The following is a 25,931-nucleotide window of genomic DNA, read 5'->3' as shown; positions in this document are numbered from 1 at the left end:
AAAAGAGGTTAATTTGCAACCGTTAATCTATTATTAATATATAAAGATGGAATGCAATGAGAAAAACACTACTTCTTTTTAAATCTTTCCTGATGAGCGTGTGTGCGTTCACACTGACCGCTCAGGCACAAAGTTTATCTGATGTAACTAATATCAATGTAGGCGAATGCTATATTTATGATTCATTTTTGTCGGCAGTTTGGGGGAATGAGTCCATGGCGCCCGGCAACGGAAGCACTGCGAATGATTATTGGGCTAAAAGTTGGATTACAGGGACCCGCAAGGTCTACAAGGGTTCAGAGGTGGCAAATATTGGCGGAACTGAACTTGAATATATAGTGAAACAAGTGCGTCCCGGAAATTATAATAACTCTATCGGCATGCTGAATATGAAAAATTTATATAGAGCCGATGCATCGGAGGCATTTAAAGAATCTCATATAACCAGTAGTTTAATTTTACCGGAACTACCCAGTGTCGGTAAGATAGCCCTGTTTCTGTTGAAACCTTATAAGTCGGGCGTATCAGATGGCATTGCACTCGATAAAAAAAATGCAGATGGTTCCTGGACAGAGGTGATACAGGTGAAACATCCTTCTGCAGACGGCTGGGTCTATCTGCATTATATTAATAAAGAAGCTATTATTTCTCAGGTTCCGGTGACGTATCGGATTCGTTCTTATTCATATAACTCAAGAACCGCAGAAGGGTATGGCCCTATTTTGGGAGGCCTGATTGTTCAGAAATATCTGGAGAATGACAATTATACCAAACCGCTTACCCGGCCTTATTATCCGTTAGGAAATAACTCATCTACTTTGTCGAATGCCCAAAAACTGGTAGACACTTATACGGAAGCTGAATGGCTGGGATTAGTTCCCACACAAGCCCCCCGTAGCTTGCAGCACAGTCCGGCTTCTGTTAATAGTACGGATTGGACATGGGATCCCGCCCGGCCGGACCAAATAACCTGTAAGGCTACCGGTACTGTGTTTCCAAACAGTAATTATACGGTTTTATATGCCAATGCGGAGGTTATGACCGGAAAGATCGTTAAAGTCCCGTATTATAAAACGTCCAAAGGCAACACCTATGTACAGGCTCAGATTGATTATGGAAAAACAGCCTTTATGACTAAGAACTTACCAATTCTGGGAGCAGCCTATCAACTGACAAAAGATGAAAAGTATGCCCGTTATGTAGCTTTGGCTTTGGACAAATGGGCAAATGCGGTTCCTGATTTCTTTATGACCGAAGGATGGAATAAAGACCGGATTGTGAATAAGAGTGACCTTTCGAAATATCCGAATGTACAACGTGCTTCGGATCATAACGGGTTGACTCATGAATTTCATGAGGGAGAATTATTATCGTTTGATCGTATTTATGAAAGCCAGGCATTGAAGGATCTTTCGGCAGAGAGAGGCTACGATGTACGTCGGCATGTTATTGATGATCTTTTCCTTAATATAGGGTTATGGGTGATTGACCAGCCGATGTCTACTCATCAATCTACCAATCTGGTGGGACATATTGGTGTACTGATTCAGGTGGCTGCTATTATTGAAGACGAAGCAATGAAAGAAAAAATCATTGATTTTGTCGATCGTTATTATACGTTGTGTATTGCAAACAACTTTAAGCGTGACGGTATGTATCCTGAGTCATTCTCTTACCACAGAGGATATGCCGATGAAAACTATGCAAACGTAAAACTACTGGAAGATTATTTCAGTATGTTTGAACCGGAAACTGACGCAATGCGCCGTATTGCTGCAAAATCTGTTACCCGTAAGGAGTTTACCCAACGCACTACGTTGGTTCATAAACAAGTTGGATTTCCGAATGGAGATATGGCTCCGTTTGATGATACTACTGCCGGATACAGTGATAAGCGAACTTCTACCAAATCTTATTTATTGCCGGCTTACTACCATGCCATGTTGGGAGCAGGTACGGGCGATCAGCAGATTCAATCGAATATCGGAGCAAATGATAAGGCCAATCATGTAGGCCATAGTGTGATGTCTATGACCCTTTATGCCAATGGAGAAGAGCAGATTGGTGATATCCGTTACTCCCGGCTTCCGGGACGCGATTATACAAATAGTGTGACGGCTCATAATCTGGTTGCTGTTGACGAAGAACTAACTCAATATTTCACTTCAGCCCGCCAGGTTCTTGGCAATAGTGGACATGTATTTACAAATGGTTACTTCACCTTGTTTGAACCGGGGATTGACGGGGTTGCTGCAACAGAGGTTTATAGTAAAACGATCCGTCCGGGAAAAGTAGAACGTTATCAGCGTATTCATGTTTTGAATACGATTGATCCGTCTCGTCCTTACCTGCTCGACTTATTTGTGGTTAAGGGAGGAACGAAGCACGATTACCTGTTACATGGCTCTACACAGTATGATCAAACGACTGAAACCAGCCTGTCTATGACGAAAATTAATAGCCAATACCCACTTTTGCCAACCGGAGTAACCTATAAAGATCCGGTAGTAGAAGCTGATAAAACAAACTGGTATGGTGCTTTTCGTGAAATGTCAAAAGCGCAATCTCCCGGAGAATGGAGTGTGACTTATGTGCAGGATGCTTCCAGAGGTGTTAAGATTTTTGCTGTGGATGATGCCCGGTCTACGGTATATCTGGGTAAGTCGCCTAATTCCTATCGTCGTGCTACCGGAACAACGATGTATGAATATTGGCGTCCGGTTTTGGTGGAACGCCGCACAGGAAACAGTGGCATGCGTAGTCTGTTTACCCATGTGATGGAGGCGTATAATGGTGGTTCTAAGATTGTTTCGGTAAAACAAGTTCCGTTAAATCAGAATAGTGAAGAATATGTGGGAGTGTCTGTCACCTTTACCGATGGCCGTGAAGACGTGATTCTTGTGAATCTGAACAATACGCTGATTACAGGTATTGATCCGGCAGAGAAGATATCGACAGCCGATGGACGTTATGCAATGGAAGGTAAGATAGCTGTTTTCTCAAAGAGTAAAGACGCAGAGAAGGCGAAGAGTATTTTGATTAACGGTTCCCGGTTGTCCGTGGGAGAAGAATCGGTAGAAATAGAGAACTACAAATATTCCGGAACTATCACCTCTACTGTACGCAAGGAAGACGGCGCTTCCTGCAATGCTTTTGTTATCGATGTTATGATTCCTGCCGGTGATGAGTTAAAAGGGCGCTGGATGTCGGTTAAATTTGGATCTTATAAAGTGATTAACCCACCTTCGGGTGCTGTGAAAACACAGGAAGATATGAACGAATTGTTTCAAATAGACCATGTAGAGCAGGTGGGTGGCCAAACTTATATTGTAACTGTCGAAGACCATTGTCTGAAGGTGGATGGTGAAATGGCTGAGGAGATAATGCGTCCGCAACGCCAGTTTACAGGGGCTACGACATTTACAATTTTAAAGAGCCAGTCCAGTCTGTTCGGAGGAGGTACAGGATTGTCTGCCGTGTCCGCCGAAAAGGATGTGCAAATCTATCCGAATCCGGTAAATGATATCCTGTATGTGCGTGCTGATCAGGAAATTAAGCGTGTTCTCATTTATTCACTAACCGGTTTTGCTGTGCGTGAACTTTTGTTTACCGGACAAACAGAAGTTACTGTTCGGGCAATGGATCTGGCAGAGGGCAACTATATTGTGACAATTGAGTTACAGGATGGTTCTGTTAAAAATGAACGGCTGATGATTACGCGTTAACTTCTTGATTAGTAAGTTGCTATAAGAGGGGCAAAAGTAGAATTCGCTATTATTAAAACGCAGATTAGCGCTAATTTACGCAGATTTAATTTAATTTTTGCGTAACTTAGCGTTAATCTGCGTTTCTAAATTTATATATTAATAGCTTTCTCCGGTTTTTGACACCTTCTTGTTATTTATACTGTTTTTGAATAAGAGTAGTCGTATGTTATATGATTAAATCTTCTGCAAAACCTTGCATATGATTGTAAATCTTGCTAATATTGCATGTAGACTTCTCTGGTGAGTTGAATATAAACAGGCTCTTATAATCTATTTTTATCATATCATAGAACTATGACTAACCAAAATCTGATAGCGCAGTGCAATGAGGCAGTCATTCATTTTGCGAACGAATGTATAAAATGGCAGGAACAAATAGAAGTACTTTCTTCTACTATGGACGAATCTCTTGCAGTTCCATTGGGAAAGAAACTGTGTGCTTTGTCTGCATCCCGGGAAGAAATGGATATTTACCGCCGGATGTTTGCTGCCAACGAAGAGTGTGGTCCTATGAATGTCGGAGAGATATGCAGAAAATACATTAATGATTATAATAGTGATAAGAATCACAAAAAATATCATAATATGTATCGGAAAAAAGACGCTCGCGAAGTAAGAACACGAAGGTTGAATCAGATTCTGATAGCTCCGGATATAGAGACACCCGAACAAAAACGAGAGGCCTGGACTTTGTATAATTATTCGCCTTTATTTAGGTTGGTATTTACGCAAATACTGGATAATGCTGTTAAATATAGTATGCCGAATACTACTATCGATATGCAGATGGAAGTGCATGATGAATATAAACAGATTACTTTTTCTAATTTTGGCCCCCGGCTGGAAGAGGACGAAGCAAAGCGTGTTTTAGAACATGAATATCGTGGGATTAATGCTCAGTATTTGACAACTGAAGGACATGGATTGGGGTTGAGCATAGTGAAAGAAATAGCCGATTCGCAAGAGGTACAGGTCATAGTGGAAAGTGGTGAAGAAGCCAGCAACAGTTACGATAATGTACCTTATGAACTTTTTTCGATTATCTTAGTGTTCCCTCATCGTGATATCCCTGCTTCTGCTCCTGTATTTTTACAGGGTATTTCAGATAATACAGCGATAGGTATCTATCTTCATGAAATGAATCGTGTGATACGCACCTGTTATCGGAAATTATCGGATATCTGCAATTGGGCTACTTCTAACCGTCTGGAATTGCCCGAAGAGATGTTTTTTATATGTAATTGTATGCGGGTCTCCTATTTACATATGCAGGCATTGTTTTTTTATATTGATTATCTTCTGCTGCCACAAGACATGTGTGTGTATGGCAATCCGTTGGAAAAGACGGTTTCGCTGGATACAATTCTGAATAATATATGTGTGGCCTATCGGGATGAGATAGAATATGATAAAGACTTTTTGCCTTCTTTTTCTTTTCCGGCCAAAGAACTTCTTTTATATATCTATTTGAATGGCATTATATATCATTTACTGGAGCATCGTAAGGTGAAAGAAGAAAAGTTGGAAATGAATATTGATATTGAAACAAGTTCTGTTGTTTTCCGGGCGAAAAGTGGCTTTAATGATTTAGGAAGGAATGAAAAGCCCGTTTCTCTGGCAGAAATGGAACATCTGGACTGTCATAGATGGGGCTTTTATAATTCCATTTTGCAGAACACAACAAGCGGATTTACATCAGTTATTAATAAAACAGTAATCTTGTATATAAAATAGATATGAAAAATTTCTTAAAGGAGGTTCTGAAAACAACGCTTAGCACTTATTTTGCATCTGTTGTCACAGGTGTAGGTGGTGTGTCATCTTTGATTGCATTATTTCATGATGTATCAGGACATTATGTTATCTATTTATGTGCTCTATTGCTGTTTCTTAGTTGGTACTGCTTTTATCTGTCAAAGCAGAATAAGGCAAATGCAAAGCGGGAGGAAAGTAATATTAAGGTAACGAAATGTTCTTCTGTGACTTCCTTAAAAGAGAGAACATTTAATATCCTTGCTATTGATGACCAATATAAAACGCGGCAGTATTTGAAAGAAAGTTTTCAGAGCGAATGCCTCACAGTGATAGAAGCTATTCCTACCCCTTTGTTTGCTGAGGGATTTGATATTATTATATCCGATTTGATAGGTGCCGGTCCCGGTAAAAAAGAGAATGCAACGCAAATATTACAGGGAATAAGAAAACGTTATCCTTATAAATATCTGATAATCATGTCATCTGAACCGTTGCTTCTTGTAGAAGTTGCACAGTGGGCGGATGCAACTATAACAAAGACTGAGACGGACAGTTTGTATGAGAAGCTTTCAGTTGCATTGCTAAAAGCAAAGGAAGAGTTATCCAATCCCAAAAAGCGTTGGGAGAATCTAAAGGTACAGGGAGCGATTTTGCAGGACTCCTATAATAAAGAAGAGGAATATAGTTTATTTCTTGCTTCGCATCACCCTTCTACCCTAATTAAATGATACCATCATTGAAACGCAAATGATCGCAGATTTTCGCAGATTAAATGGCTGCGCTATACGTAAGCTATGATACTCTTTGCGTGAATCTGCGAGTTTCTGCGTTTCAACAATTAAAACTCCGTGTAACTCTGTGAAACTCTGTGGTGAGTCTTACCTTACTTTTTTCTTTCTTCCTCTACTCTCTTTTTCCATCTCTGGAACGATTTCATGAGGGCATCTTCGTGTTTGTCTTCAATGTGATATTTATCCATAAATAATAGCAGTGATTTTTTATACATGATTCCGTTCCGGAATTTATTTTTCAGCATGATACTGTGTAACTCAGTTTTCAGCATTGTTTCTATTTCCTCTTCGATGATGATGACACTGTTGTGCCCCAGGTAATTGTATGTTTCGGGTTCTTTCCCGTATCTTGGGGCGGGTATTATGAGAGTCAGATTTCCGGTTTCCCGCCATGATACGTCTCGTGGACGTTTAACTGTGAGGTTTTTGATAACATGATACAAGTTTTCGATACTTTTTAACCTGATAGCATTGAGCTCCGTGACTACGCTGTTTTGATAGCGTACATACATGTAAGCCGCCAGATAGGGCTTTACATAGATGGTTGTTTTGACCATTCTGATTAGATTTTTATGTAACAATTCTTTTATCTTCATGGCCGTCTTCGACGGTTGAATTCAGTGCCATTGTGTTGAGAAAAAATCAACACTTTTTGGAGCTTCTTGGCACTTCTGTAAGAAGTTGTATATCAAATGGTTACAAGGTCTATTTCTTCCTCGTAGAGAAATATTGTTTTTCTCTACGAGGAACGGGGCTTTTCTCTACGAGGAATCGATCGAATCTCGTAGAGAAATGTGTGCTTTCATAAAATCCAAACTACAAAAGTAAAATAAAATCTATTTCATATATTTTCTTGTTTTTGATTGGTTTAGTTGTTTTGTAATAAAATATGGGTGTGTGGTTGCGTGTTGGTTTATATCGTACATATGTATGAACGAATGTTGGTAAATGAGATGGTTTTCCTCGTTTAATCTATTAACTAAATTTAAATAAGAAGATTTGAAATGGGAGTGAACTCATTTTGCAGGGAAAGTATAATTTCTACTTATACTTATTGTCAGAAAAATGCGAGTATTTGGAGTGTTTTTCGGAATATTATTATCAATACAAAGTAAGAGTGAAATAGGGATTCTTAATTGTTGATTAATAGTAGTTTGATATTATTCTTTTATTTGAATAGTGTTTCAATAAACGTTCGTTTATTGGCACAAAAATATGTCCTTTTTTTTAATGTACAAAATATTTTTCAATAAAAATGATCAGATCATATCTTAACTAGAATATATCTTATTGATTCATAGTAAATTGAGTGTATATATATAAGAATAATTAGTTTATTATTAATTTAACCTGAATAGGAATAAAGGTCTTTCTAAAATAGTGTGCCAATAAACGAACGTCTATTGAAACACTATTTGGTGTTAAATGTCTTGTTTATAGTTTTTTATGTGCTAATAGATATAAAATAGTGCATAATACATATCTCCCCTCTTTATGTTTTGTCTCCTGTGATAGGGAAACTATTGAGGGCTAGTGTATTTTAAGAATTGATAATCCATTTTATACACGCTTGACCGGAAGGAGTTTTATTACCCCGGTGTCCCCAAAGAATATCCAATTGTGAACAAATCCACAGACATCTGTTGGTATCCACTTCGTGTCACCTATAGCCGTGAGTTACAGTTGAAAGAGGTGCTTGATGCCGAGCGTATAGAGAATTTCATTCCGATGCATTATGAGTACGTGAAGCAAGGAGAACGTAAGATACGAAAATTGGTTCCTGTTGTACATAACCTTGTGTTTGTTCATAGTTCCTTTGTTTGTATTGATCGTGTCAAACGGTCTCTTGGTTCTTCTTTATCTGTACGCTATATCATTGACCGTGAGACGAATCGTCCACTTATTGTTCCGGATTCGCAGATGCGAAGTTTTATTGCAGTTTCAGGTAATTACGATGAACAGATTGTTTACCTTGATCCAGCCCTTACCTCTTTACGGAAAGGAGATCGTGTACGTATTGTCGGTGGTGTTTTCGAAGGGGTGGAAGGAGTTGTTATCCGTGTAAAAGGCGATCGCCGTGTCTCTGTTTGTATCAAAGGCATTATGGCTGTGGCCACTGCATATATTCATCCTTCTTTGATAGAACTGATCCCCGATACTATTTGTGAATAAAAGAAAATGATTAGTTCCGTATTTTTTTATCAATAGTCAACTGTAAATCGCTAAACTGTAAATCTATCTATATGTTGTCTTTTCAATCACAAGTTGATACTTTGTGCCGTATAACCCGTGATCTTCTTAATCTGGGTTTTGATGGGACTCCTCTTTATTCCAATGAATTTTGTGCACTCAATACAGAAGTCTACCGTCAGGCTGAGGCTCTTTTTGTATTGCGGGGTTCTAATATTGAAGAGGAAGCACAGCGTTGTTATGTTTTATTGACTGCTTATCATGCTACTATTTATGATCATGGTAATAAAAATTTAAAAATCCAGTCCTTGCTTGATCGTAGTTGGCAATTGTTCGAACAGCTCCCTGCTTCCTTACTGAAGTGCCAGCTTTTAGTGGCCTGTTATAGTGAAGTTTTTGATGAGGATTTAGCTCAGGAAGCACGTGCAATTATGAATAGTTGGACTGGACGTGAATGGACTAAAGCGGAATGTGAAGTTTCCGATTATTTGGATAGTCTGGAAACCAATCCCTGGCCTGATTGGGAGATTGTAGAGTGAGTCATATTGTAATTTACGGAATTGTTTTAATAGCTGTTTTATGAGAATGAGATTTCTGAATAATTGTTTGCTGTGTCTGTTGGCGCTTTTTGTCTCCTGTTCTGCTCCCAAAGAGGTGCTTTATTTACAGGATATTACTTCTTTGAAAGAAGAGGTTATTGATAAGAACTATGAAGTTATAATCCATAAGGATGATTTGTTGGCTATCCTTGTGAATAGTAAAGATCCGGAATTGGCAATGCCATTCAATATGCCTATGGTTACTTATCAGATAGGTAGTAATACTTCCGGACAACAACGTCTTTTAGGTTATCTTGTCGATCAGAACGGTGATATTGACTTTCCTATCTTAGGACAGCTTCATGTGGAGGGATTGACTCGTATGCAGGTTACCGAACTGATCAAACAAAAACTCATCAGTGAGGATTTGATAAAAGATCCTATTGTTACTGTCCAATTTCTGAACTTTAAAGTTTCTGTGATGGGCGAAGTAGCACGTCCCGGTACATTCGATATTTCCGGCGACCGGATAACTCTGCTGGAAGCCTTGAGTATGGCAGGTGATTTGACTATTTATGGTCGTCGTGACCGTATAGCCGTTATTCGCGAAAAAGATGGTAAACGTCTCATTCTGTATCATGACCTTCGTTCTTCTGATATTTTTCAGTCTCCGTGCTACTATTTACAGCAAAATGATATTGTGTATGTAGAGCCCAACAAGGCGAAGACTGGTCAGAGCCGCATCAACTCCAATAACTCTGTGGGCGTTTGGTTGTCTGCCGTTTCGGTATTGGCTTCTATCACTTCTTTAATGGTAACTATGTTTAAATAATCCGGATATAAGAAAGAATAATGAATACTGAATACAAAAACAATGATGTCCGCAAACAAGAGCCGGAAATTAATATCACCGATATTCTCCATCTTATATGGGTTAATTGGTATTGGTTTGTACTGTCTGTTTTGGTTTGTGGCGGGATCGCTTTCTTTTATTTAAAGTCTTCTTCCAAAGTATACAGTCGGAAAGCATCCGTTCTTATTCGTGACGATTCCAAAGGTGGTGGAATGAGTGAATCTGCGGCTTTTTCTGATCTGTCTCTTTTCGGTGGTAAACGTAATGTGGACAATGAAGTACTTGTCTTTCAATCCCGTCATCTGATGGAAGAGGTTGCGCGGCGTTTGCATTTGGATATGAGTTATAAGGTAAAAAATGGTTTGCGCAATGATGAACTTTATACCCATGCTCCGGTCACCGTTTCTTTTCCTGAGGCGGAGGAGCGTCAGGTTATAACGGTAGTGGTTACCCCTGTGGATTCCGTTACGGTACGTCTTTCCGGATTCTCTTTAGCTGTAGGGGGTGGGGGAGTTCATTCGGAAGAGGCTTTGGATGTACATCTGAATGATACGGTTTCTACTCCGATCGGTCCGATGGTCATTACTCCTACGTTATACTATACGGATGCCTTTTATGGTAAGCCTGTAAATGTAGTCAAATCCAATTTGGAGAGTGTTATTGAAGGGTATCGTGGCAGGTTGAAAGTATCTCTTGCCAGCAAGACGGCTACCATTATCAACCTGGTTCTGGATGATGTATCCACTGCCCGTGCAGAAGATGTTCTGAACATGCTTATTGCTGTTTATAATGAGGATGTTATCAATGATAAGAACCAGATAGCTGTGAATACTTCCAAGTTTATTAATGAACGTCTGATTATCATCGAACGTGAATTGGGTAGTGTGGATGCCAATATCGAAAGTTTTAAACGTGAAAATCAACTGACGGATATTACTTCCGAAACTGGTATGTACCTTGCTAATACGAGCCGTTACCAGCAGGAAGGTCTCAGTCTGGAGAATCAGTTGAGTATTGCCAGATACATTAAGGAGTATTTGACTGATCCTCAAAAGAATTCAGATTTGATTCCTGCCAATACCGGAATTTCAGATAACAGTGTTGAGGCTCAGATTAAGGAATATAATGATATTCTCTTGAAGCGTGACAAACTGGTGGTGGGCAGTAGTAGTAAGAATCCGATAGTGATAGATCTGAATAACTCTTTGGGTGCCATGAAGCAGACGATTATCCGTTCGGTAGATAACCTGATTGTCGGTCTGAATATCCAGTTGAAGAATATCCGTGAACAGGAAGAACAGACCTCGAAGCGTATTGAAGCTGTACCTGCCCAGCAGAAATATGTACTTACGGTAGAGCGTCAGCAGAAAATCAAGGAAGAACTTTATCTGTATTTGTTGAATAAACGCGAAGAAAACGCTTTGACACAAGCTATTACCGAAAGCAATGCCCGTATCATAGATTCCGCTTCGGGCAGTAGTGCTCCGATAGCTCCTAAAACAATGACAATTGTCCTGGCTTCCATTGTTTTAGGGCTGGCTATCCCTGTGGGCGTATTTTGGTTGTTGAATGTGATGGATACTAAAGTTCGTACCCGTAAGGAGTTGGATGAAGTTTTGACTATTCCTTTTTTGGGTAATGTTCCCCGTCATGGCAATAATAATAAGGGTAAGGATTCGGATGGCATTGTTGTTCGTGAGAATGGTCGCGATTCTGTTTCCGAGGCTTTCCGTATCATTCGTACGAACATGGATTTTATGCGTGTGAAGTCTGAAAAGTTACAGGTGGTCATGTTTACTTCCGCCAATCCGGGTGCAGGTAAGACGTTTGTGTCGAGTAACCTTGCCATGAGTATTGCCCAAACTAATAAAAAAGTTGTTCTGGTTGACGTTGATATCCGTAAGGGAACATTGAGCGGTATTTTCTCTAATTCTTCCAATCGTATGGGGCTGACGCACTACCTTTCCGGCAGTACGGATAAAGTGGACGATATTGTGGGCACGAGTGAAGAGTATGAAAAACTGGATGTTATTTTCTCCGGTCCCGTACCTCCGAATCCTGCCGAATTGTTGTTGAGTGAGCGCTTTGATCGTCTGATAGCCGAACTACGTAAACGTTATGATTATATCATTGTGGATAATGTTCCTGCAGGCATAGTAGCTGACGCTTCTATCGTAAACCGTGTGGTCGACCTAACTATTTTCGTAGTCCGTTCGGGTGTAATGGATCGTCGTCAGTTGCCTGAGTTGGAGAATATGTACCGTCAAGAACAGCTTCATAATCTGTCTGTGATACTGAATGGCGTTCCTTTGGAGCATAGGGGATATGGTTATGGATATGGTTATGGATATGGTTATGGATACGGTTATGGATATGGTTATGGGAATGAAAGCCATAGGCATGGTCATAAACACGGAAAGTATGAAAACTTGAAGAAGTTATTCTCTCGTCTTTTGAGACGTTTGTAAGAACTGAAGTTTACGATACACTTTTTATATTTGTGTTGAGGAATTTGTGTATTATGAAGATATTTTTCTATCTGTAACAAATGAAAGATCAATCAGGCAGTCGTAAAACGAAGCTCAGGTAGTTATGCGGGGATAATTGGGCAACTGTCCGTCGTAATGCAAGAGAGTAATGCCTTATCAAAAAGCCTCAGATAAGCAGAGAACACCTCGCATACAATTTTCCTTTTATGAAAATTGTAGAGAAACGATCGGTTAGATGCTTTAATTTGGAAAACTTTGAAATATATCCAAACGAAATGGTCGGCCATGCAAAAGATATTGCAGGATGGTAATTGGAGACTATCGAATAATCCGGAGAGCAGATGATGAGACATATCAAGATGAATCCTCAATGATACATTAAGGAGTTGGTCAGTCATCTTACATCAAGGCCATGCGGTTACATGGATAAAGTGGCACTTTTACCCTATTAAATTCACTCCTAATATTCGATGTAAATTCACTTAAAAATATTAAATTGTCATTTCTGCTGTACAGGTAGTCCATAAGAGTGCTATGTAAAGGCGCTTTTCATGGTGTGGTTCAATACCATCAGTTTAGAACAAGATTATAACTAAAAAATCATAGCGATGACAGAAGAAAGAAAAAACATTTATCTATGTTTGGCTCACATGAGCGAAGAGGGAATGGAACAAAAGTACGTTAAGGAGGCTTTTGATACCAACTGGGTAGTGCCAATGGGCCCCAACGTAAACGCTTTTGAGCAGGATCTGGCCAACTTCTCTAACAGCAAGACTGATGGTTCAGAGCCGCTCGACCGTAAGGTAGTGTGCTTGAGCGCAGGTACTGCAGCCGTACATCTTGCCCTCATAACCTGTGGCGTAAAACCAGGTGATGAGGTATGTGTACAGTCATTCACCTTTTGTGCCTCTTCTCACCCTATCACATACCTTGGTGCAAAACCAGTGTTTATTGGTTCTGAGCCTACTACTTGGAACATGGATCCTGAGCTTCTTGAGAAGGCAATCCTTGACCGTAAGGCCAAGACCGGCAATTATCCTAAGGCAATTGTACCTGTAGCTCTCTATGGTATGCCATACGACTGTGAGCGTATCATGGCTGTAGCAAACAAATTCGGAATCCCTGTCGTAGAAGATGCTGCAGAAGGTATGGGCTCACGCTTCAATGGACAAGTACTGGGTACCTTCGGCCGCTTTGGCGTACTTTCTTTCAATGGTAACAAAATGATCACCACTTCTGGTGGTGGCGCACTTATCTGCCAGAACGTTGAGGATGCCAATAACATCATGTGGCATGCTACTCAAGCGCGTGATGCTTATCCTTATTATCAGCACACAGAGATAGGTTTCAACTACCGCATGTCCAACGTATGTGCAGGTATCGGTCGTGGTCAGATGACTGTTCTTGATGCTCACATTGCCCACCATAAGCACGTGCAGGCACTCTACGAGGAACTCCTGAAGGATGTCCCTGGCGTACACATGCATTGCCAGCCATCCGATCCTCGTTATGATGCTAACTTCTGGCTTTGTGCAGCTACTATTGAACCAGAGGTAAAGGTAGTTGGTCAGGAGAACGCCTACAAGGAAGTTATTAAGACTGCCGTAGGTGGTGTAGCCGGTGTCATCAATGCTGTTGACTCTGCAACAACTGACTGCCAACCAAACGAGAATGTAGAAGCACTTCGCGTTTTCATGCTCTCAAAGAAGGTAGAATGCCGTCCTGTTTGGAAGCCAATGCACAAACAGCCTGTTTATGCTGATGCAGTTGCATATACCAACGAAGTAGAGACCGACCTCTTCAAGATGGGCTTCTGTCTGCCTGCCGGACCTTACGTAACCGATGATGACGTTCGTTACATCGTTGATTGTATTAAGGAGGCGATTGTAAGGTAATCCGATAAAGAAACAAGTGCGTGCACAGGTGAAGCATTGCTTATGGTTCGATGCTATCACGTACTTCAAAATTCATTTAATTATAAGTTAACAGTTAATATCCTGATTGCTATAATAGTATCTGTATGAAGTACATATTACTTGCTAATACGCATCTATATAGATACGATTTAGTTGAACCGCCTGTAGAATGGTCCGCTGAATGTAAAAGTGTTGAGTATCAGTGTTCTATGCATGGTTGCAAAAACAGAATAGATGCATTCTCCTTCTTTTATAGCTCTTGTAGCAAGCTATCTGAAACTCGCAAAGCAATGTGTGGATGACGAAGTTGTTGCCATTATGCCTTGCGATCCTTATACTGAGGCAGAATATTTCCACACTATAGGTCGTATGGTCGAGTGCGTAGAAGCAAGTGTGGCAGATCTTGTCCTCATGGGAATTACACCAATATACCCAAGTGAGAAGTACGGCTATGTGGTTCCTGTCGTCTTGGGTACATGATGAACATTGTTCGCAAGTGCATGCAGAGTGACAACTTTGAGGATACTCGCAACCGATACTCTGAGTTTCCAAAGATTTTTTTCGACTATGAAGTAGCTGAAAAAGCAATATCTGTAGCTGTTATTCCTTTCAAGAGCGAATGGAAAGATCTTGGTACCTGGAGCACCCCTTACATGCGAGCTTCATAAACCAATTATCGGCAATGCGGTCATGGGCGCTCATTGCGGGAACACTCATATCATCAACGAGCTACAGAATCTTATCTATGTAGATGGCCTCAAGGATATAGTTGTTGCTGCTTGTTCTGATGGATCCTCGTTTGCTCCAAGGAACACTCAGAAGAGATCAAGAAATCTGTAGGAAATCTCACCCTATGCCCTATGTACGAAGAAAGACGTTGGGGTACCTATTGCGTACTTGATGATAGTATTCATGCAGACGGTAGCCATTCTCTCACTAAGAGCATCATGCTCAAGGAAGGTAAAAATATAAGCTACCAAATCCATCACCATCGTTCAAAAGTCTGGATGTTTGTAGAAGGTGAAGGAATCTTCGTAATAGATGGTATAGAGAAGCGAGTTAAGGGTGATACTGTCATTGTCCCTGTCGAACATTTCCATGCTATCAAAGCTCTCACTCAGTTTACCTTTATTGAAGTCCAGAATGGCAATCCTTTCGTAGAGGAGGATATAGAGAGGTTTGAGTAGAAGTGGTCAGAATTAGTAATGAATACCAATGTAAATCTCAGACGTAAAACCCTTGTTGTAGCTACATAAAAAGGCTCAATATTATTGATTTGTGAATATGAGATTCATATAAAAAGAAGAAACAGAATGATATCTGGTGAATTTTACGAATATATCTATATAATTTTTGTTGCGTTAATATCAATACCATTGTTTAAGGAATATGGTAATAGACAAAATTCTTTATTTGGAACTTATAATGTCAGATCAAGGTGTCCTGAGATTTTTCTTGTTATCATATTAGTGTTATTTATTGGATTTAGACCCGCAGATAAAACCTTTTACGATACCATTTTTTATTATGATGTTATTGCTAATAGATCGCTCCAGTTTTATGGTATTGATTACGAGGTTGAGAATTTGATTTTTGATAATGTGTTATTTTATTTTTCATATAAACATTGGAGTTATACAGTTTTCTTTCTATTGATCGCGGCAATTTACTTTGTTTGCTCTTATATAGCCACAAGAAAACTATTCCCAAAAGATACATTATTTGTTTATTTAGTCTTTCTTGCCGCTTTTTCTACATTTTCATATAGTGTAAATGGCATAAAAGCCGGTGCCGCTTCATCTATATTTCTTCTTGGTCTTGCATATCGAGAAAAGCTGTTAATTAGCATACCTTTGGTTCTACTTTCGTGGGGTATACATCATAGCATGAGCTTTCCAATTGCAGTATACATTGTGGTGTTATTATATAGTAAACCTAAGTATTATTTTTATTTTTGGGGATTCTGTCTATTGATGGCTTTATTACATGTCACAACCTTTCAAGAAATTTTTGCAGGATATACAGATGAAAAGGGTGTAGAGTACTTGACAACAACAGGTGATGATTGGAAAGGTAGAGGAGGATTAAGACTTGATTTTATTTTATATTCTATGATGCCAGTTATTTTGGGTTGGTATGCAACTCAGAAATTGAAAATACAGAATAAGACATACAATCTTTTTTTATGCTACTATCTTCTGTCTAACGCAATTTGGCTGTTGTGCATGTATGTCAATTATAATAATCGAATAGCATATTTAAGTTGGTTCGTATATCCGTTTTTAATCGTTTATCCATTACTTGAATGTGACTGGAAAGAGTCGAGGTATCAAGATCTTGTGAAATATGCAAAGTACCATTTATACTTCACATTATTTATGGTTTTAATATATTATGGTTTATCAACTATATTGTAAATAACATAAACGATTTAACGTTATGTGCGAAATTCAAATTTGCGTCATCGGTTTGGGTTACGTAGGTCTTTCTCTTGCTCGATTTTGCGGTGCCTAACACAAGACATATACTCTATTTCTTAAAGGTAATAATTAATAACAATATTTCAAAATTTGACAAAAAATGATCAACGTTGGAATTATCGGATGTGGCTTCGTAGGCGGAGCCCTGAAGGATTGGTTGGAGCACAACAATCCAGAGTGTAAACTGTTCATCAGTGACCCTGCAAAGGGATATCATGATAATCTGAGCAATATCGACATCGCATTCCTGCAGATTCATGTGCCTACAGAAGATGATGGTACACAGGATCTGAGACTCATGAAGGAACTGATTACCAATCTGCCAGACGTGCCTGTGTTCGTCAGAACTACCATTCTCCCTGGCACCAGTGATATGCTCTCTCGCGAGACAGGTCATCAGGTATGCTATATGCCTGAGTTCCTCACCGAACGTACACACATCGAGGACTTCAAGAAGCAGATCATGGTGTTTACAGGTGCGCAAGACTTGCTCACCAAGATCTTTGTCGGCAAGAAGTTCACCGTGATGAGCCCATTGGAAGCTGAGTTGACAAAGTATATGCACAATGTGTTCGGCGCGTATAAAGTAATCTACTTCAATGCTTGTCGTGAATACTGTGAGCAGATGGGAGCTGACTGGCGCAAGGTGCATACCGGATGCCTCCTCTCGGGTTATATCAACGACACTCACACATACGTTCCAGGTCCAGATGGCAAGTTCGGATATGGCGGTAAGTGCTTCCCTAAGGATGTCAACGCTTTTGCTAAGATGACAGAAGGTACTCCTCTCGGAACACTTTTGTCCCACCTCCATGAACTGAACGTCCATTTCCGTGGAGTAGAGGAGCATATATAGTCTATTCACACTCTTAATATGGTTAAGCAGGTACACAGGTGGTCGGAAACGATGCAGTTCGATACTGCTATCTGCTTCAATATTCCACAGATGAGACTATTAATCTGTGATAATTCAAAATAGCAAACATACTAATCAAAAGATAATGAATATTTTGAATACCTTGCTAATGGTGTTAAGAATACCGTTAACCATCAAGGAAGCTATCAACGCAAAAATTCGCTTTGTGAAGTTCAAAAGAAAGGTCGTTTTGAACGGACAACGGTATAATATAATGTCTGGTTCTCGAGTTCTGTTTGAATACGGTTCTTCTTATGGTGACATTGAAGTTGGAGAGTACGTTACAATATACGGCACACTTTTTTCCCAGTCTCATGGAAAAATTCATATGGGTAATTATACAAGACTGGGAGCAAATTCATCTATACGCTCTGTGGAGAATGTATTTATTGGCGATTATACTGCAATTGCTAACGATGTAGTTATTACAGACAATGATAATCACCCAATAGATCCTATATTTAGGCGAAAAATGAAAGAAGATACTTTAGGTGGTGAAATGAGAGCATGGTATAATTCTGCACATAAAGAGATAGTTATAGGAGAGAATGTGTGGATTGGAGAGAAATCAAGAATACAAAAGGGGGTGCATATTGGTAATAATTCTATTATTGCAGCGGGTTCAATAGTAACGCATGACATTCCTGAGAATTGTATAGCAGCTGGTATCCCCGCTAAAGTAGTTAAATATATAGATTTATAGTATGGGAAACAACAGCTCGACAGTTGCAAAAAATACAATTGTCTTGTACTTCAGAATGATAATATCCTTGTGTGTATCACTATACACGTCAAGAGTCATCTTACAGTCATTAGGCGTAATTGATTATGGGGTATACAATGTCGTTGGTGGCATAGTGGCTTGTATGGCTTTTATGCTACAGTCGCTTGTTGTATCATTCCAACGGTTCTTTTGCAAGTACATCCCTAGTAATAACAATGAAATGCTATCTAAAATATTAGGGTCTGCAATTTTACTAATTGTTATGATAAGTGTCATTGTATTAGTCTTAGTTGAAACCATAGGTATATGGTTCCTTAATACCAAATTGTCTATACCTGAAGAGCGTCTATTTGCTGCCAACATTGTCTTACAATTCTCGATTGTCGTTTTTATTGTTTCATTGTTTCAAGCAATATATAACTCAGTTATTATTTCTTATGAAAGAATGAATGTGTACGCATATATTAGCATTTTTGATGTTGTGGCTAAATTGGCTGTTGCATGGATTATTTCTATTGTAACATTCGATAGGCTTATTGCATACTCTTTTTTGCTAGCGTTAGTTGCATGCTTTTCATTTCTGCTCTATTTTACTTATGTAACAAGAACCTATAAAGAGCTGAGACCAGTTGTATCTATCGGGAAAAATGGAGAAACCATCAAAGAGCTATTTAAGTTCTCAGGTATGTCTATGGTTGGCACTATATCTCATGTTGCAAAAAGTACTGGTATAGGATTCCTCCTTAATATATTTTTTGGACCTGCATTGAATGCTGCCAGAGCGATTAGCTTCCAAATTTACACAGCAGTATCAAGTTTCACTCAAAGTTTTCAAACCGCATTCTCACCGAATATGATGAAGCAGTATGAAGTTGGTTCTAGTGAGGAAATAGAAAAGACACTTTACGCTGTGTCAAAATTCTCCTTTTTTGCTATGTTTCTGCTGGCCTATCCAATTATTATGGCGATCGACCCGATTTTGAATATATGGTTGGGCGCAGAAAATGTACCCGAGTATACAAATCTATTCTCAGTGATTATTCTGTCTATTGGACTAGTCGAAACCCTGGCAAATCCTGTCGTGAATGTTGTATACGCGAAGGGTAATATTAATGGATTCATGACAAGCTTAAGTATTGCCGTATTTTTGAGTCTACCAGTAGCTTATGCTTTACTTGCGGTAGGTTACTCTCCTGTAATCGTATACATTGTAGATTTCATAACGATTGCTTCTGCCCAGATAATAAGAATTATTTTCTTGAATAGATTGTTTTCCTACAAGTATATTTCCTATTTCACACAGGTTTTTCTTCCTATATTGTTTGTTTTAGCAATTGCGTTGATTTGTTGGAGTATGACTTTAATACTACCTGTATTGCAATCGATTGTCATCCTCTATGCAGTTATATCAGAAATCTTAGTAGGTATAGCCATATTCTATCTCGGATTGAAACCATCAGAAAGGAACTTCATAATTGAAATAATAAAAGCTTATGCAAGTAGATGTCATAAACTCGGTTAAGGCCGTGCTAAAATCTCCGTTATATATACCTCATTATGTACTATATATTAAACATCGCAAATTAATTAATAGTGATATTAAAAGCGTCGGAGGTATCGCTCCTTCTACATTATCTTTTTTCTATTTGATTACGAATGATGAATATTTTAATGTACTATTCTTTCATCGAATAAAATCTCATAGAATTCGAAAATTTATCATACAGAAGAAGAGTTCCTTTATTATACCATATGACGTTATCTTGGGCGAAAATCTTATATTAGATCATCCGTTCTCAACTATTCTCAATGCAAAAAGTATAGGGAATAATTTTAGATGTAAGAACAACATAACAATAGGTAATGTGGGTGACGATGAGTCTAAAAGACCAATGATTGGAAATAATGTTTATGTGGGTGCGAATGCTGTAATCATTGGTTCGATCTCAATTGGAGACAATGTTATTGTTGGTGCAGGGGCTGTTGTTGTTAAGGATGTCCCATCTAATTGCGTAATAGTTGGAAACCCCTCAAGAATTATTAGAAAATGAATTATATAGTATATGCCGCTGACGATAACTATGCTAAACAGTTATCCGTATCCCTTTATAGCTTGCTTAAGCACAACTCTGATTTAGATATCTATATACTTGATAATGGAATTTCTAAAAAAAATAAGTCCATTATGAAAGAGTTAACCGAAAGTCGTGGCGAAAATATATCATTTATCGATATTACAAATATTGAAGAGTTATTACCAACCAAGGTAGATGTGAATCAGTTATCGCTAAGTACTTATGCCAGACTCTTTTTAACAGAATTACTCCCCCGGAAAATCGATTACATTCTATACTTGGACTGCGATACTTATATCAACGATAGGTTGGATGATTTGTTTAGTCTTGATATAAGCTCGTATTCTGTAGCGGGTGTTGAAGATACCATGTATCCATCTTACAAAATTGGCGTAGGACTTAATTCAACTGACCGCTATATAAATGCGGGTATTTTATATATAAACCTTAAAAGATGGCGCGAGAAAAAACTACTCACAGTTTTCAATGATTTTATTATAAAACATAAAGGTAAGGTACCTCATTTAGACCAAGGTGTAATTAATGGTACAATTACTGATAAGTATTATTTGCAGCTTAAATATAATGTTCAATCTACTGTACTCTCTTTTAAAAGATACAAAGATTTATTGGCATTTTTCTCTCTTGAGGCATTTTATTCAGAAGAGGAGATTCAATATGCTAAAAAATATCCTGTAATCATTCATTATACATCATTCTTTCTTCAAAGGCCGTGGTTGACTTTTTGTCTTCATCCTTATAAAAAATTATATATAAACACGGCAAAGGAAATTTTCCCAGATACCAGGTTACAGAAGAGCAGAATTGGAATAATAAATAAGTTTAAATGCATATTGTTTAAATATCTACAACAAATTTATTTAAAACTTAGATAAAAATCAGAGGCTAATTTTTAAGGTTGAAATAATGCGTTCATAGAGGTAGAGTTGTGCTCCGCATACAGACAGAGCCTCAATCATACGCATAATATACTTAAGAATTATGGAAAGAATAATCATACTGACATATGACTATTCCCCTAATAATGGAGGAATAGCGAGGTTATGCAAGGAAATAGTTAAGCAATGTATCCTCACAAAAACTGATTATCTTGTAGTGACCAATATTGATGGCCCCGCAGAAAAAAATGTAGAAAGAATAGTTGGCCGGAGAGGTATTGTGGAATTCAAAATTCTGCATTTTCTGAAAAAGAACAGAAAGGAAGGTGATGTAATCCTTACAGGTCTATTTCATCCTGATGGAATGATCGGTCTACTATCTGGGATACCATGTTGCTTCCTCGCACATGGAGCAGAGCTAATGTCTGGTGAGGGCCTTTTCAGAAAACATATTTGGAGCCATTATAGGAAGATTATATTATCAAAAAGTCCCAAGGTAATTGCAAATAGTAACTATACGTGTAATTTAGTAAAAAAATGCAGTCCTTCTGCTAATGCTATCGCATTGCCGTTGGCGGTTGATAATGAATACTTTCACCCAACCAAGGACAAACCGAATGATGATATTCTTCATTTGTGTTCTATTTCCAGATTAGAACAGTTTAAGGGGCACGATTTTATAATTAATACAATAGCCGAACTTCCAGCAATATATAGGAATAAGATTCGCTTGACCATAGGGGGTAAAGGACCATATAAGGAGTATCTCGAAAAATTAGCAAAGGAGAATGGTTTACAAGAAATAGTCTCATTTGCTGGTTTTGTGTCCGATGATCAGTTAAGAGATTTTTATTCTGAAAATGATGCATTTATTCTTTGTACAAGAGAGGATCATTCTACAAATCATGTTGAAGGTTTTGGCTTAGTCTTCACGGAAGCACAAGCTTGCGGAACTCCATGTATAGGAACCAGGACTGGCGGTATTCCTGATGCAATTGATAAAGGGAATGGTGGATGGCTGATAAAACAGGATGATCAAAATGCATTGAGTGATCTGCTAATTTCTTTAATCTCAGACAAATCGTTATTAAAGAAACAATCCGAACTTGCTTTGTATAGAGTGAATACAACCTGCAATTGGAGTTTATACTTTAAGGATTTAAAAGAGATATTATCAAAAATAATTATATGAAAAAGGTTTCAATAATGATGCCTGTTTATAATGGATTGCCATTAATCAAGGCTTCTGTAGAGTCTATTTTGAAACAGACATATACAAATTGGGAGTGTATAATTGTAGATGATGGATCTACAGACGGTACATCTGCATATTTGGATTCATTGTCAGACTCACGTTTCGTAGTTCATCACTTTGCTAAGAATCAGGGAAGACCAACTGCTCGTCAGAAAGCACTTGAGCTGACAACAGGAGAATATGTAACCATGTTGGATGCTGAGGATTTGATGTCTCCAGATAGATTAGAAGAACAAGTTGAATGTCTTGAAAAGAATCCTAATATCGCTTTGGTTTCATCACGTATGTGCTCTTTTGGCACTCACACTGATCTCACAAAAGCAAGAGGCGTGTCAACTGTTACTACTACAGCATTTGACGGAAAGAGATGTCCAATTCATGCGGCAAGTATGTTGCGCGGAGATAAAGCAAGGCTACTCAAATATAACCCGATGATGAAACTTAGCCAAGATGTTGATTTCCTCGAACGTTATTTGAAAGGTGAAAATTTCATGGAGCTTCCATTTATACATTATTACTATACAGAATACGACTCTGTATCGAAGAGAAAAATTCGACGTTCTTATAAGTTGAATTGCAAAAAGTATTTCAAGATGGGCCGTTTCTCTCCATGTTTTACTTATGTACTCAAGTACATCTATAGTGTAGTCGTATATCCATTTGTTTCTGTTGAGTCGATTTTGAGTAAAAGAGGAGTTGACTTGAACCAAGAAGAAAGAACGCATTTTGAACTGGACTGTTTGAGTATCGTAAAAAAGTATTGCAATTAATGCCATTTGGAACATTATAATGGATATATGAAGAAAATTTGTTTTGTAACCACCATATCATTGACCATAAAGTCATTCTTGATGGATTTTGCAGAATATCTGGTCAAGGAGCATGGGTATGAGGTGTATTTTATGTGCGATACGGATGATGATCTACCCAATCATCTGAAGGAGGGTATGCACTATATACCTGTACCGATGAAACGAGGAATCTCGTTCGATGGTGTCAAGGTAATCATGCGGATGAAGAAGATCTTTGAGTGTGAGCAGTTCGATATTGTTCAATATGCTACTCCCAATGCTTCCCTCTATGCCTCCATTGCTGCAAAGATGGCTGGTGTGAAGAATCGCCTGTATACACACTGGGGCTCAAGATATATGGGCTATAGTGGTGGACTCTGTCGCTTTATCTTCAAGACATTGGAGAGGACTGCCTGCAAAAACTCAACTATTATCGAGACAGAGAGCTTTTCGCTGATGGAGTACAGCATCAAGGATGGACTGTATCCAAGAGAGAAAGCATCAGTTATCTGGAATGGTAGTGCTTGTGGAGTAAAGCTGGAGAATTACCTGTTGGACAATAGAGATGAATGGCGTGCTGAGGTAAGAAAGCAGTATGGCATACCTGAGGATAGTGTAGTTTTCGGCTGGTGCGGTCGTATCACACGAGACAAGGGCCATAACGAGTTGTTTGAGGCTTTCTGTGAGATTAATAAAACCGATAAGTCTGCAAGATTGCTGATGGTTGGTGATTATGACAATGTAGAAACCATCGACAAAGAGCTGTTTGAGTGGGCGAAGGCCTGTCCTGAGGTTGTCTTTACTGGTCGTGTACCATTCGATAAGGTGCAGAATATGTATAGCGCTATGGACGTGTTTTGTTCATTGAGTTATCGTGAGGGCTTTGGACTTGTAGTTATTGAGGCTGCTGCAATGGGACTCCCTGGTATTGTAACAGATGTTCCTGGTCAGATGGATACCATAGAGCCTAACGTAACAGGCATTTCTGTACATAATCATGATGTGAAGACTGTGGTTGATGCTATGAAGTTCTACATCAACAATCCTGTAAGATTGAAGGAGATGGGTAAGGAAGCACGCAAACAGGTGGAAGAGAAGTATGACCAAAAGGTGCTACTTGAGAAACTTGGTCAACACAGAAATGAAATCATTGTGGCTAACAAATAATTTGTGCTAATATGGAATTCACTTTAGGACAAAAGTTTTATATGTACTGTATCAAGCGTCCAATTAGCATTTTGGGCGCTTTGTTGGGATTGATACTGCTTTCGCCAATCTTCATTGGTACTATTATTCTGCTGTTCTTTGCAAATAAGAACGGTTGGAAGGGTGTGTTCTTTACTCAGGACAGACCTGGAAAAAATGAGAAGATTTTCAAAGCTCTGAAATTTAAAACTATGACGGACGAGAAGGATGCGGATGGTAATCTGTTGCCTGACGCTGACCGTCTAACACCTGTAGGTAAGTTCGTGCGCTCTACCTCTATCGATGAGTTGCCTCAGCTAATCAATATACTGAAAGGTGATATGGCGTTTATTGGTCCTCGTCCTTTGTTGGTGCAGTATCTACCTTTGTATAGTGAGGAACAGCGTCATCGGCATGATGTGACTCCGGGTATGAGTGGTTGGGCACAGGTGAACGGACGTAATAACATCTCGTGGACAAAGAAGTTTGAGTTGGATGTTTACTACGTTCGTCATATTGGTTTCTGGATGGATGTGAGGGTGTTCTTCACCACCATCAGGAAGGTGTTGATGCGTGCAGACATCAATACAACCACAGGTCAGGCTGCAACTATGGATTACTTTAATGGACATAATTAGCTTATGTACTTATTCGGAGCAAGTGGTCACGGGAAGGTGATCAAAGATATATTGCACGCTAATGGTATTAAGGTTAAGGCATTCGTTGATGATAATATTGAAATTAAGGAATGTGCTGGTCGTCTAGTGTTGCATGATGCTACAGGTTTGTCTCCAATGATTGTGAGCATTGGGGTGAATCATGTGCGTAAAGCAATTGTTGGCAAGCTTGTTGCTAACAATAAGGATATTGAGTTTGTAACCGCTATTCATCCTTCGGCTATCATGTCTCTTTCAGCTAAGATTGGTGAAGGTTCTGTTGTGATGGCTGGTGCTGTAATCAATGCGGATGCAGTGATTGGCAAGCATTGCATTGTCAATACAGGGGCTACCATAGATCATGAATGTGTGATAGAAGACTTCTGTCACATTGCCCCAGGTGTTCATATTAGTGGCGATACCCTTGTGGGGGAAGGGACTTGGATAGGTATAGGCAGTTGCGTTATTCAAGGCATTACCATAGGCGGAAATTCGATGATTGGAGCTGGTAGTGTAGTTGTGAAGGACATTCCCGATGGGGTGGTAGCATACGGAAACCCTTGCAAAGTGGTGAGGGAGAATAAGTGATTAGTTAGAGAACTTAGCTCAATACTAATTGGAATATGCAGGAGATAATGCGTGATGCAGTT

The 25,931-nt window shown here is 39.0% G+C and carries 21 protein-coding genes; 20 read left to right on the top strand and 1 reads right to left on the bottom strand.

Features of this window, described 5'->3' with window-relative positions; all coding sequences use genetic code 11:
* The first annotated feature begins 56 nt into the window (after positions 1 to 56).
* The 3 genes from HCG69_RS08935 (at position 57) to HCG69_RS08925 (ending at position 6,250) form a co-directional block, all read left to right on the top strand.
* The gene (locus HCG69_RS08935) at positions 57 to 3,725 is read left to right on the top strand and encodes a T9SS type A sorting domain-containing protein (protein ID WP_221649765.1); all 3,669 of its coding nucleotides are present in this window, start codon (positions 57 to 59) and stop codon (positions 3,723 to 3,725) included.
* A gap of 336 nt (positions 3,726 to 4,061) precedes the next feature.
* Entirely contained in the window at positions 4,062 to 5,501 is a 1,440-nt protein-coding gene (locus tag HCG69_RS08930; RefSeq protein ID WP_221649764.1) for a sensor histidine kinase KdpD, read from the top strand.
* Positions 5,502 to 5,503: 2 nt separating this feature from the next.
* Positions 5,504 to 6,250, top strand: coding sequence for a hypothetical protein (locus HCG69_RS08925; RefSeq protein ID WP_007487189.1), 747 nt, complete (start codon positions 5,504 to 5,506; stop codon positions 6,248 to 6,250).
* A gap of 155 nt (positions 6,251 to 6,405) precedes the next feature.
* Here the strand turns inward: HCG69_RS08925 and HCG69_RS08920 are convergent, their stop codons facing one another.
* Positions 6,406 to 6,870 (bottom strand): hypothetical protein, encoded by a 465-nt coding sequence (locus HCG69_RS08920; RefSeq protein ID WP_007487190.1) that lies wholly within the window; start codon positions 6,868 to 6,870, stop codon positions 6,406 to 6,408.
* A 1,063-nt stretch (positions 6,871 to 7,933) separates the two neighbouring features.
* On the opposite strand from HCG69_RS08920, the gene HCG69_RS08915 reads away from it, so the two are divergent.
* From HCG69_RS08915 to HCG69_RS08835, 17 genes are all read left to right on the top strand, one after another.
* Entirely contained in the window at positions 7,934 to 8,485 is a 552-nt protein-coding gene (locus HCG69_RS08915; RefSeq protein WP_007487192.1) for a UpxY family transcription antiterminator, read from the top strand.
* 71 nt (positions 8,486 to 8,556) lie between these two features.
* A complete protein-coding gene (locus HCG69_RS08910) occupies positions 8,557 to 9,042 on the top strand; it encodes a UpxZ family transcription anti-terminator antagonist (RefSeq protein WP_007487194.1) in 486 nt (161 codons plus the stop codon).
* Between the two features lie 40 nt (positions 9,043 to 9,082).
* The gene (locus HCG69_RS08905; RefSeq protein ID WP_221649763.1) at positions 9,083 to 9,874 is read left to right on the top strand and encodes a polysaccharide biosynthesis/export family protein; all 792 of its coding nucleotides are present in this window, start codon (positions 9,083 to 9,085) and stop codon (positions 9,872 to 9,874) included.
* 20 nt (positions 9,875 to 9,894) lie between these two features.
* Positions 9,895 to 12,363, top strand: a complete 2,469-nt coding sequence (locus HCG69_RS08900; RefSeq protein WP_221649762.1) for a tyrosine-protein kinase family protein — start codon at positions 9,895 to 9,897, stop codon at positions 12,361 to 12,363.
* Between the two features lie 629 nt (positions 12,364 to 12,992).
* Positions 12,993 to 14,279 carry a DegT/DnrJ/EryC1/StrS aminotransferase family protein gene (locus HCG69_RS08895; protein WP_221649761.1) on the top strand — a complete coding sequence of 429 codons (1,287 nt, stop codon included), beginning with the start codon at positions 12,993 to 12,995 and terminating at the stop codon, positions 14,277 to 14,279.
* An 881-nt stretch (positions 14,280 to 15,160) separates the two neighbouring features.
* Complete coding sequence (locus HCG69_RS08890) at positions 15,161 to 15,487, top strand: phosphomannose isomerase type II C-terminal cupin domain (protein WP_221649760.1); 327 nt, start codon at positions 15,161 to 15,163, stop codon at positions 15,485 to 15,487.
* A 126-nt stretch (positions 15,488 to 15,613) separates the two neighbouring features.
* The gene (locus tag HCG69_RS08885; protein WP_221649759.1) at positions 15,614 to 16,717 is read left to right on the top strand and encodes an EpsG family protein; all 1,104 of its coding nucleotides are present in this window, start codon (positions 15,614 to 15,616) and stop codon (positions 16,715 to 16,717) included.
* 163 nt (positions 16,718 to 16,880) lie between these two features.
* Positions 16,881 to 17,636, top strand: a complete 756-nt coding sequence (locus tag HCG69_RS08880) for a hypothetical protein (RefSeq protein ID WP_002562303.1) — start codon at positions 16,881 to 16,883, stop codon at positions 17,634 to 17,636.
* Between the two features lie 145 nt (positions 17,637 to 17,781).
* Positions 17,782 to 18,399, top strand: a complete 618-nt coding sequence (locus HCG69_RS08875; RefSeq protein ID WP_221649758.1) for a DapH/DapD/GlmU-related protein — start codon at positions 17,782 to 17,784, stop codon at positions 18,397 to 18,399.
* 1 nt (position 18,400) lies between these two features.
* On the top strand, positions 18,401 to 19,942 hold the full coding sequence (locus HCG69_RS08870) for a hypothetical protein (RefSeq protein ID WP_221649757.1): 1,542 nt from the start codon (positions 18,401 to 18,403) through the stop codon (positions 19,940 to 19,942).
* Positions 19,943 to 20,183: 241 nt separating this feature from the next.
* Positions 20,184 to 20,471: a DapH/DapD/GlmU-related protein gene (locus HCG69_RS20665; RefSeq protein ID WP_255585616.1), complete on the top strand. Its 288-nt coding sequence runs from the start codon at positions 20,184 to 20,186 to the stop codon at positions 20,469 to 20,471.
* On the top strand, positions 20,468 to 21,391 hold the full coding sequence (locus HCG69_RS08860; RefSeq protein ID WP_221649755.1) for a glycosyltransferase family 8 protein: 924 nt from the start codon (positions 20,468 to 20,470) through the stop codon (positions 21,389 to 21,391). Before HCG69_RS20665 ends, HCG69_RS08860 begins: the two co-directional genes overlap by 4 nt.
* A gap of 106 nt (positions 21,392 to 21,497) precedes the next feature.
* Entirely contained in the window at positions 21,498 to 22,586 is a 1,089-nt protein-coding gene (locus HCG69_RS08855) for a glycosyltransferase family 4 protein (protein WP_221649754.1), read from the top strand.
* Positions 22,583 to 23,419, top strand: a complete 837-nt coding sequence (locus HCG69_RS08850; protein WP_221649753.1) for a glycosyltransferase family 2 protein — start codon at positions 22,583 to 22,585, stop codon at positions 23,417 to 23,419. The genes HCG69_RS08855 and HCG69_RS08850 overlap by 4 nt, the downstream gene beginning before the upstream one ends.
* A 27-nt stretch (positions 23,420 to 23,446) precedes the next feature.
* A complete protein-coding gene (locus tag HCG69_RS08845) occupies positions 23,447 to 24,607 on the top strand; it encodes a glycosyltransferase family 4 protein (RefSeq protein WP_221649752.1) in 1,161 nt (386 codons plus the stop codon).
* Between the two features lie 11 nt (positions 24,608 to 24,618).
* Entirely contained in the window at positions 24,619 to 25,263 is a 645-nt protein-coding gene (locus HCG69_RS08840; protein WP_370634142.1) for a sugar transferase, read from the top strand.
* Between the two features lie 3 nt (positions 25,264 to 25,266).
* Positions 25,267 to 25,869: an acetyltransferase gene (locus HCG69_RS08835; protein WP_221649751.1), complete on the top strand. Its 603-nt coding sequence runs from the start codon at positions 25,267 to 25,269 to the stop codon at positions 25,867 to 25,869.
* Positions 25,870 to 25,931 lie beyond the last annotated feature (62 nt).

Source organism: Bacteroides sp. K03, assembly GCF_019734355.1.
Lineage (GTDB): Bacteria > Bacteroidota > Bacteroidia > Bacteroidales > Bacteroidaceae > Bacteroides > Bacteroides nordii.
The sequence above is the reverse complement of the archived record's forward strand: the minus strand, read 5'-3'. Positions and strand labels throughout refer to the sequence as shown.

Excerpts from the sequence above, each read along its gene's own strand:
- HCG69_RS08840 (WP_370634142.1), top strand. The coding sequence starts at position 24,619 with ATGGAATTCACTTTAGGACAAAAGTTTTATATGTACTGTATCAAGCGT.
- HCG69_RS08905 (WP_221649763.1), top strand. The coding sequence starts at position 9,083 with ATGAGAATGAGATTTCTGAATAATTGTTTGCTGTGTCTGTTGGCGCTT.
- HCG69_RS08875 (WP_221649758.1), top strand. The coding sequence starts at position 17,782 with ATGAATATTTTGAATACCTTGCTAATGGTGTTAAGAATACCGTTAACC.
- HCG69_RS08835 (WP_221649751.1), top strand. The coding sequence starts at position 25,267 with ATGTACTTATTCGGAGCAAGTGGTCACGGGAAGGTGATCAAAGATATA.
- HCG69_RS08880 (WP_002562303.1), top strand. The coding sequence starts at position 16,881 with ATGATCAACGTTGGAATTATCGGATGTGGCTTCGTAGGCGGAGCCCTG.
- HCG69_RS08925 (WP_007487189.1), top strand. The coding sequence starts at position 5,504 with ATGAAAAATTTCTTAAAGGAGGTTCTGAAAACAACGCTTAGCACTTAT.
- HCG69_RS08850 (WP_221649753.1), top strand. The coding sequence starts at position 22,583 with ATGAAAAAGGTTTCAATAATGATGCCTGTTTATAATGGATTGCCATTA.
- HCG69_RS08885 (WP_221649759.1), top strand. The coding sequence starts at position 15,614 with ATGATATCTGGTGAATTTTACGAATATATCTATATAATTTTTGTTGCG.
- HCG69_RS08890 (WP_221649760.1), top strand. The coding sequence starts at position 15,161 with ATGTACGAAGAAAGACGTTGGGGTACCTATTGCGTACTTGATGATAGT.
- HCG69_RS08935 (WP_221649765.1), top strand. The coding sequence starts at position 57 with ATGAGAAAAACACTACTTCTTTTTAAATCTTTCCTGATGAGCGTGTGT.
- HCG69_RS08900 (WP_221649762.1), top strand. The coding sequence starts at position 9,895 with ATGAATACTGAATACAAAAACAATGATGTCCGCAAACAAGAGCCGGAA.
- HCG69_RS08845 (WP_221649752.1), top strand. The coding sequence starts at position 23,447 with ATGAAGAAAATTTGTTTTGTAACCACCATATCATTGACCATAAAGTCA.
- HCG69_RS08910 (WP_007487194.1), top strand. The coding sequence starts at position 8,557 with ATGTTGTCTTTTCAATCACAAGTTGATACTTTGTGCCGTATAACCCGT.
- HCG69_RS08870 (WP_221649757.1), top strand. The coding sequence starts at position 18,401 with ATGGGAAACAACAGCTCGACAGTTGCAAAAAATACAATTGTCTTGTAC.
- HCG69_RS08860 (WP_221649755.1), top strand. The coding sequence starts at position 20,468 with ATGAATTATATAGTATATGCCGCTGACGATAACTATGCTAAACAGTTA.
- HCG69_RS08855 (WP_221649754.1), top strand. The coding sequence starts at position 21,498 with ATGGAAAGAATAATCATACTGACATATGACTATTCCCCTAATAATGGA.
- HCG69_RS08930 (WP_221649764.1), top strand. The coding sequence starts at position 4,062 with ATGACTAACCAAAATCTGATAGCGCAGTGCAATGAGGCAGTCATTCAT.
- HCG69_RS08920 (WP_007487190.1), bottom strand. The coding sequence starts at position 6,870 with ATGGTCAAAACAACCATCTATGTAAAGCCCTATCTGGCGGCTTACATG.
- HCG69_RS08895 (WP_221649761.1), top strand. The coding sequence starts at position 12,993 with ATGACAGAAGAAAGAAAAAACATTTATCTATGTTTGGCTCACATGAGC.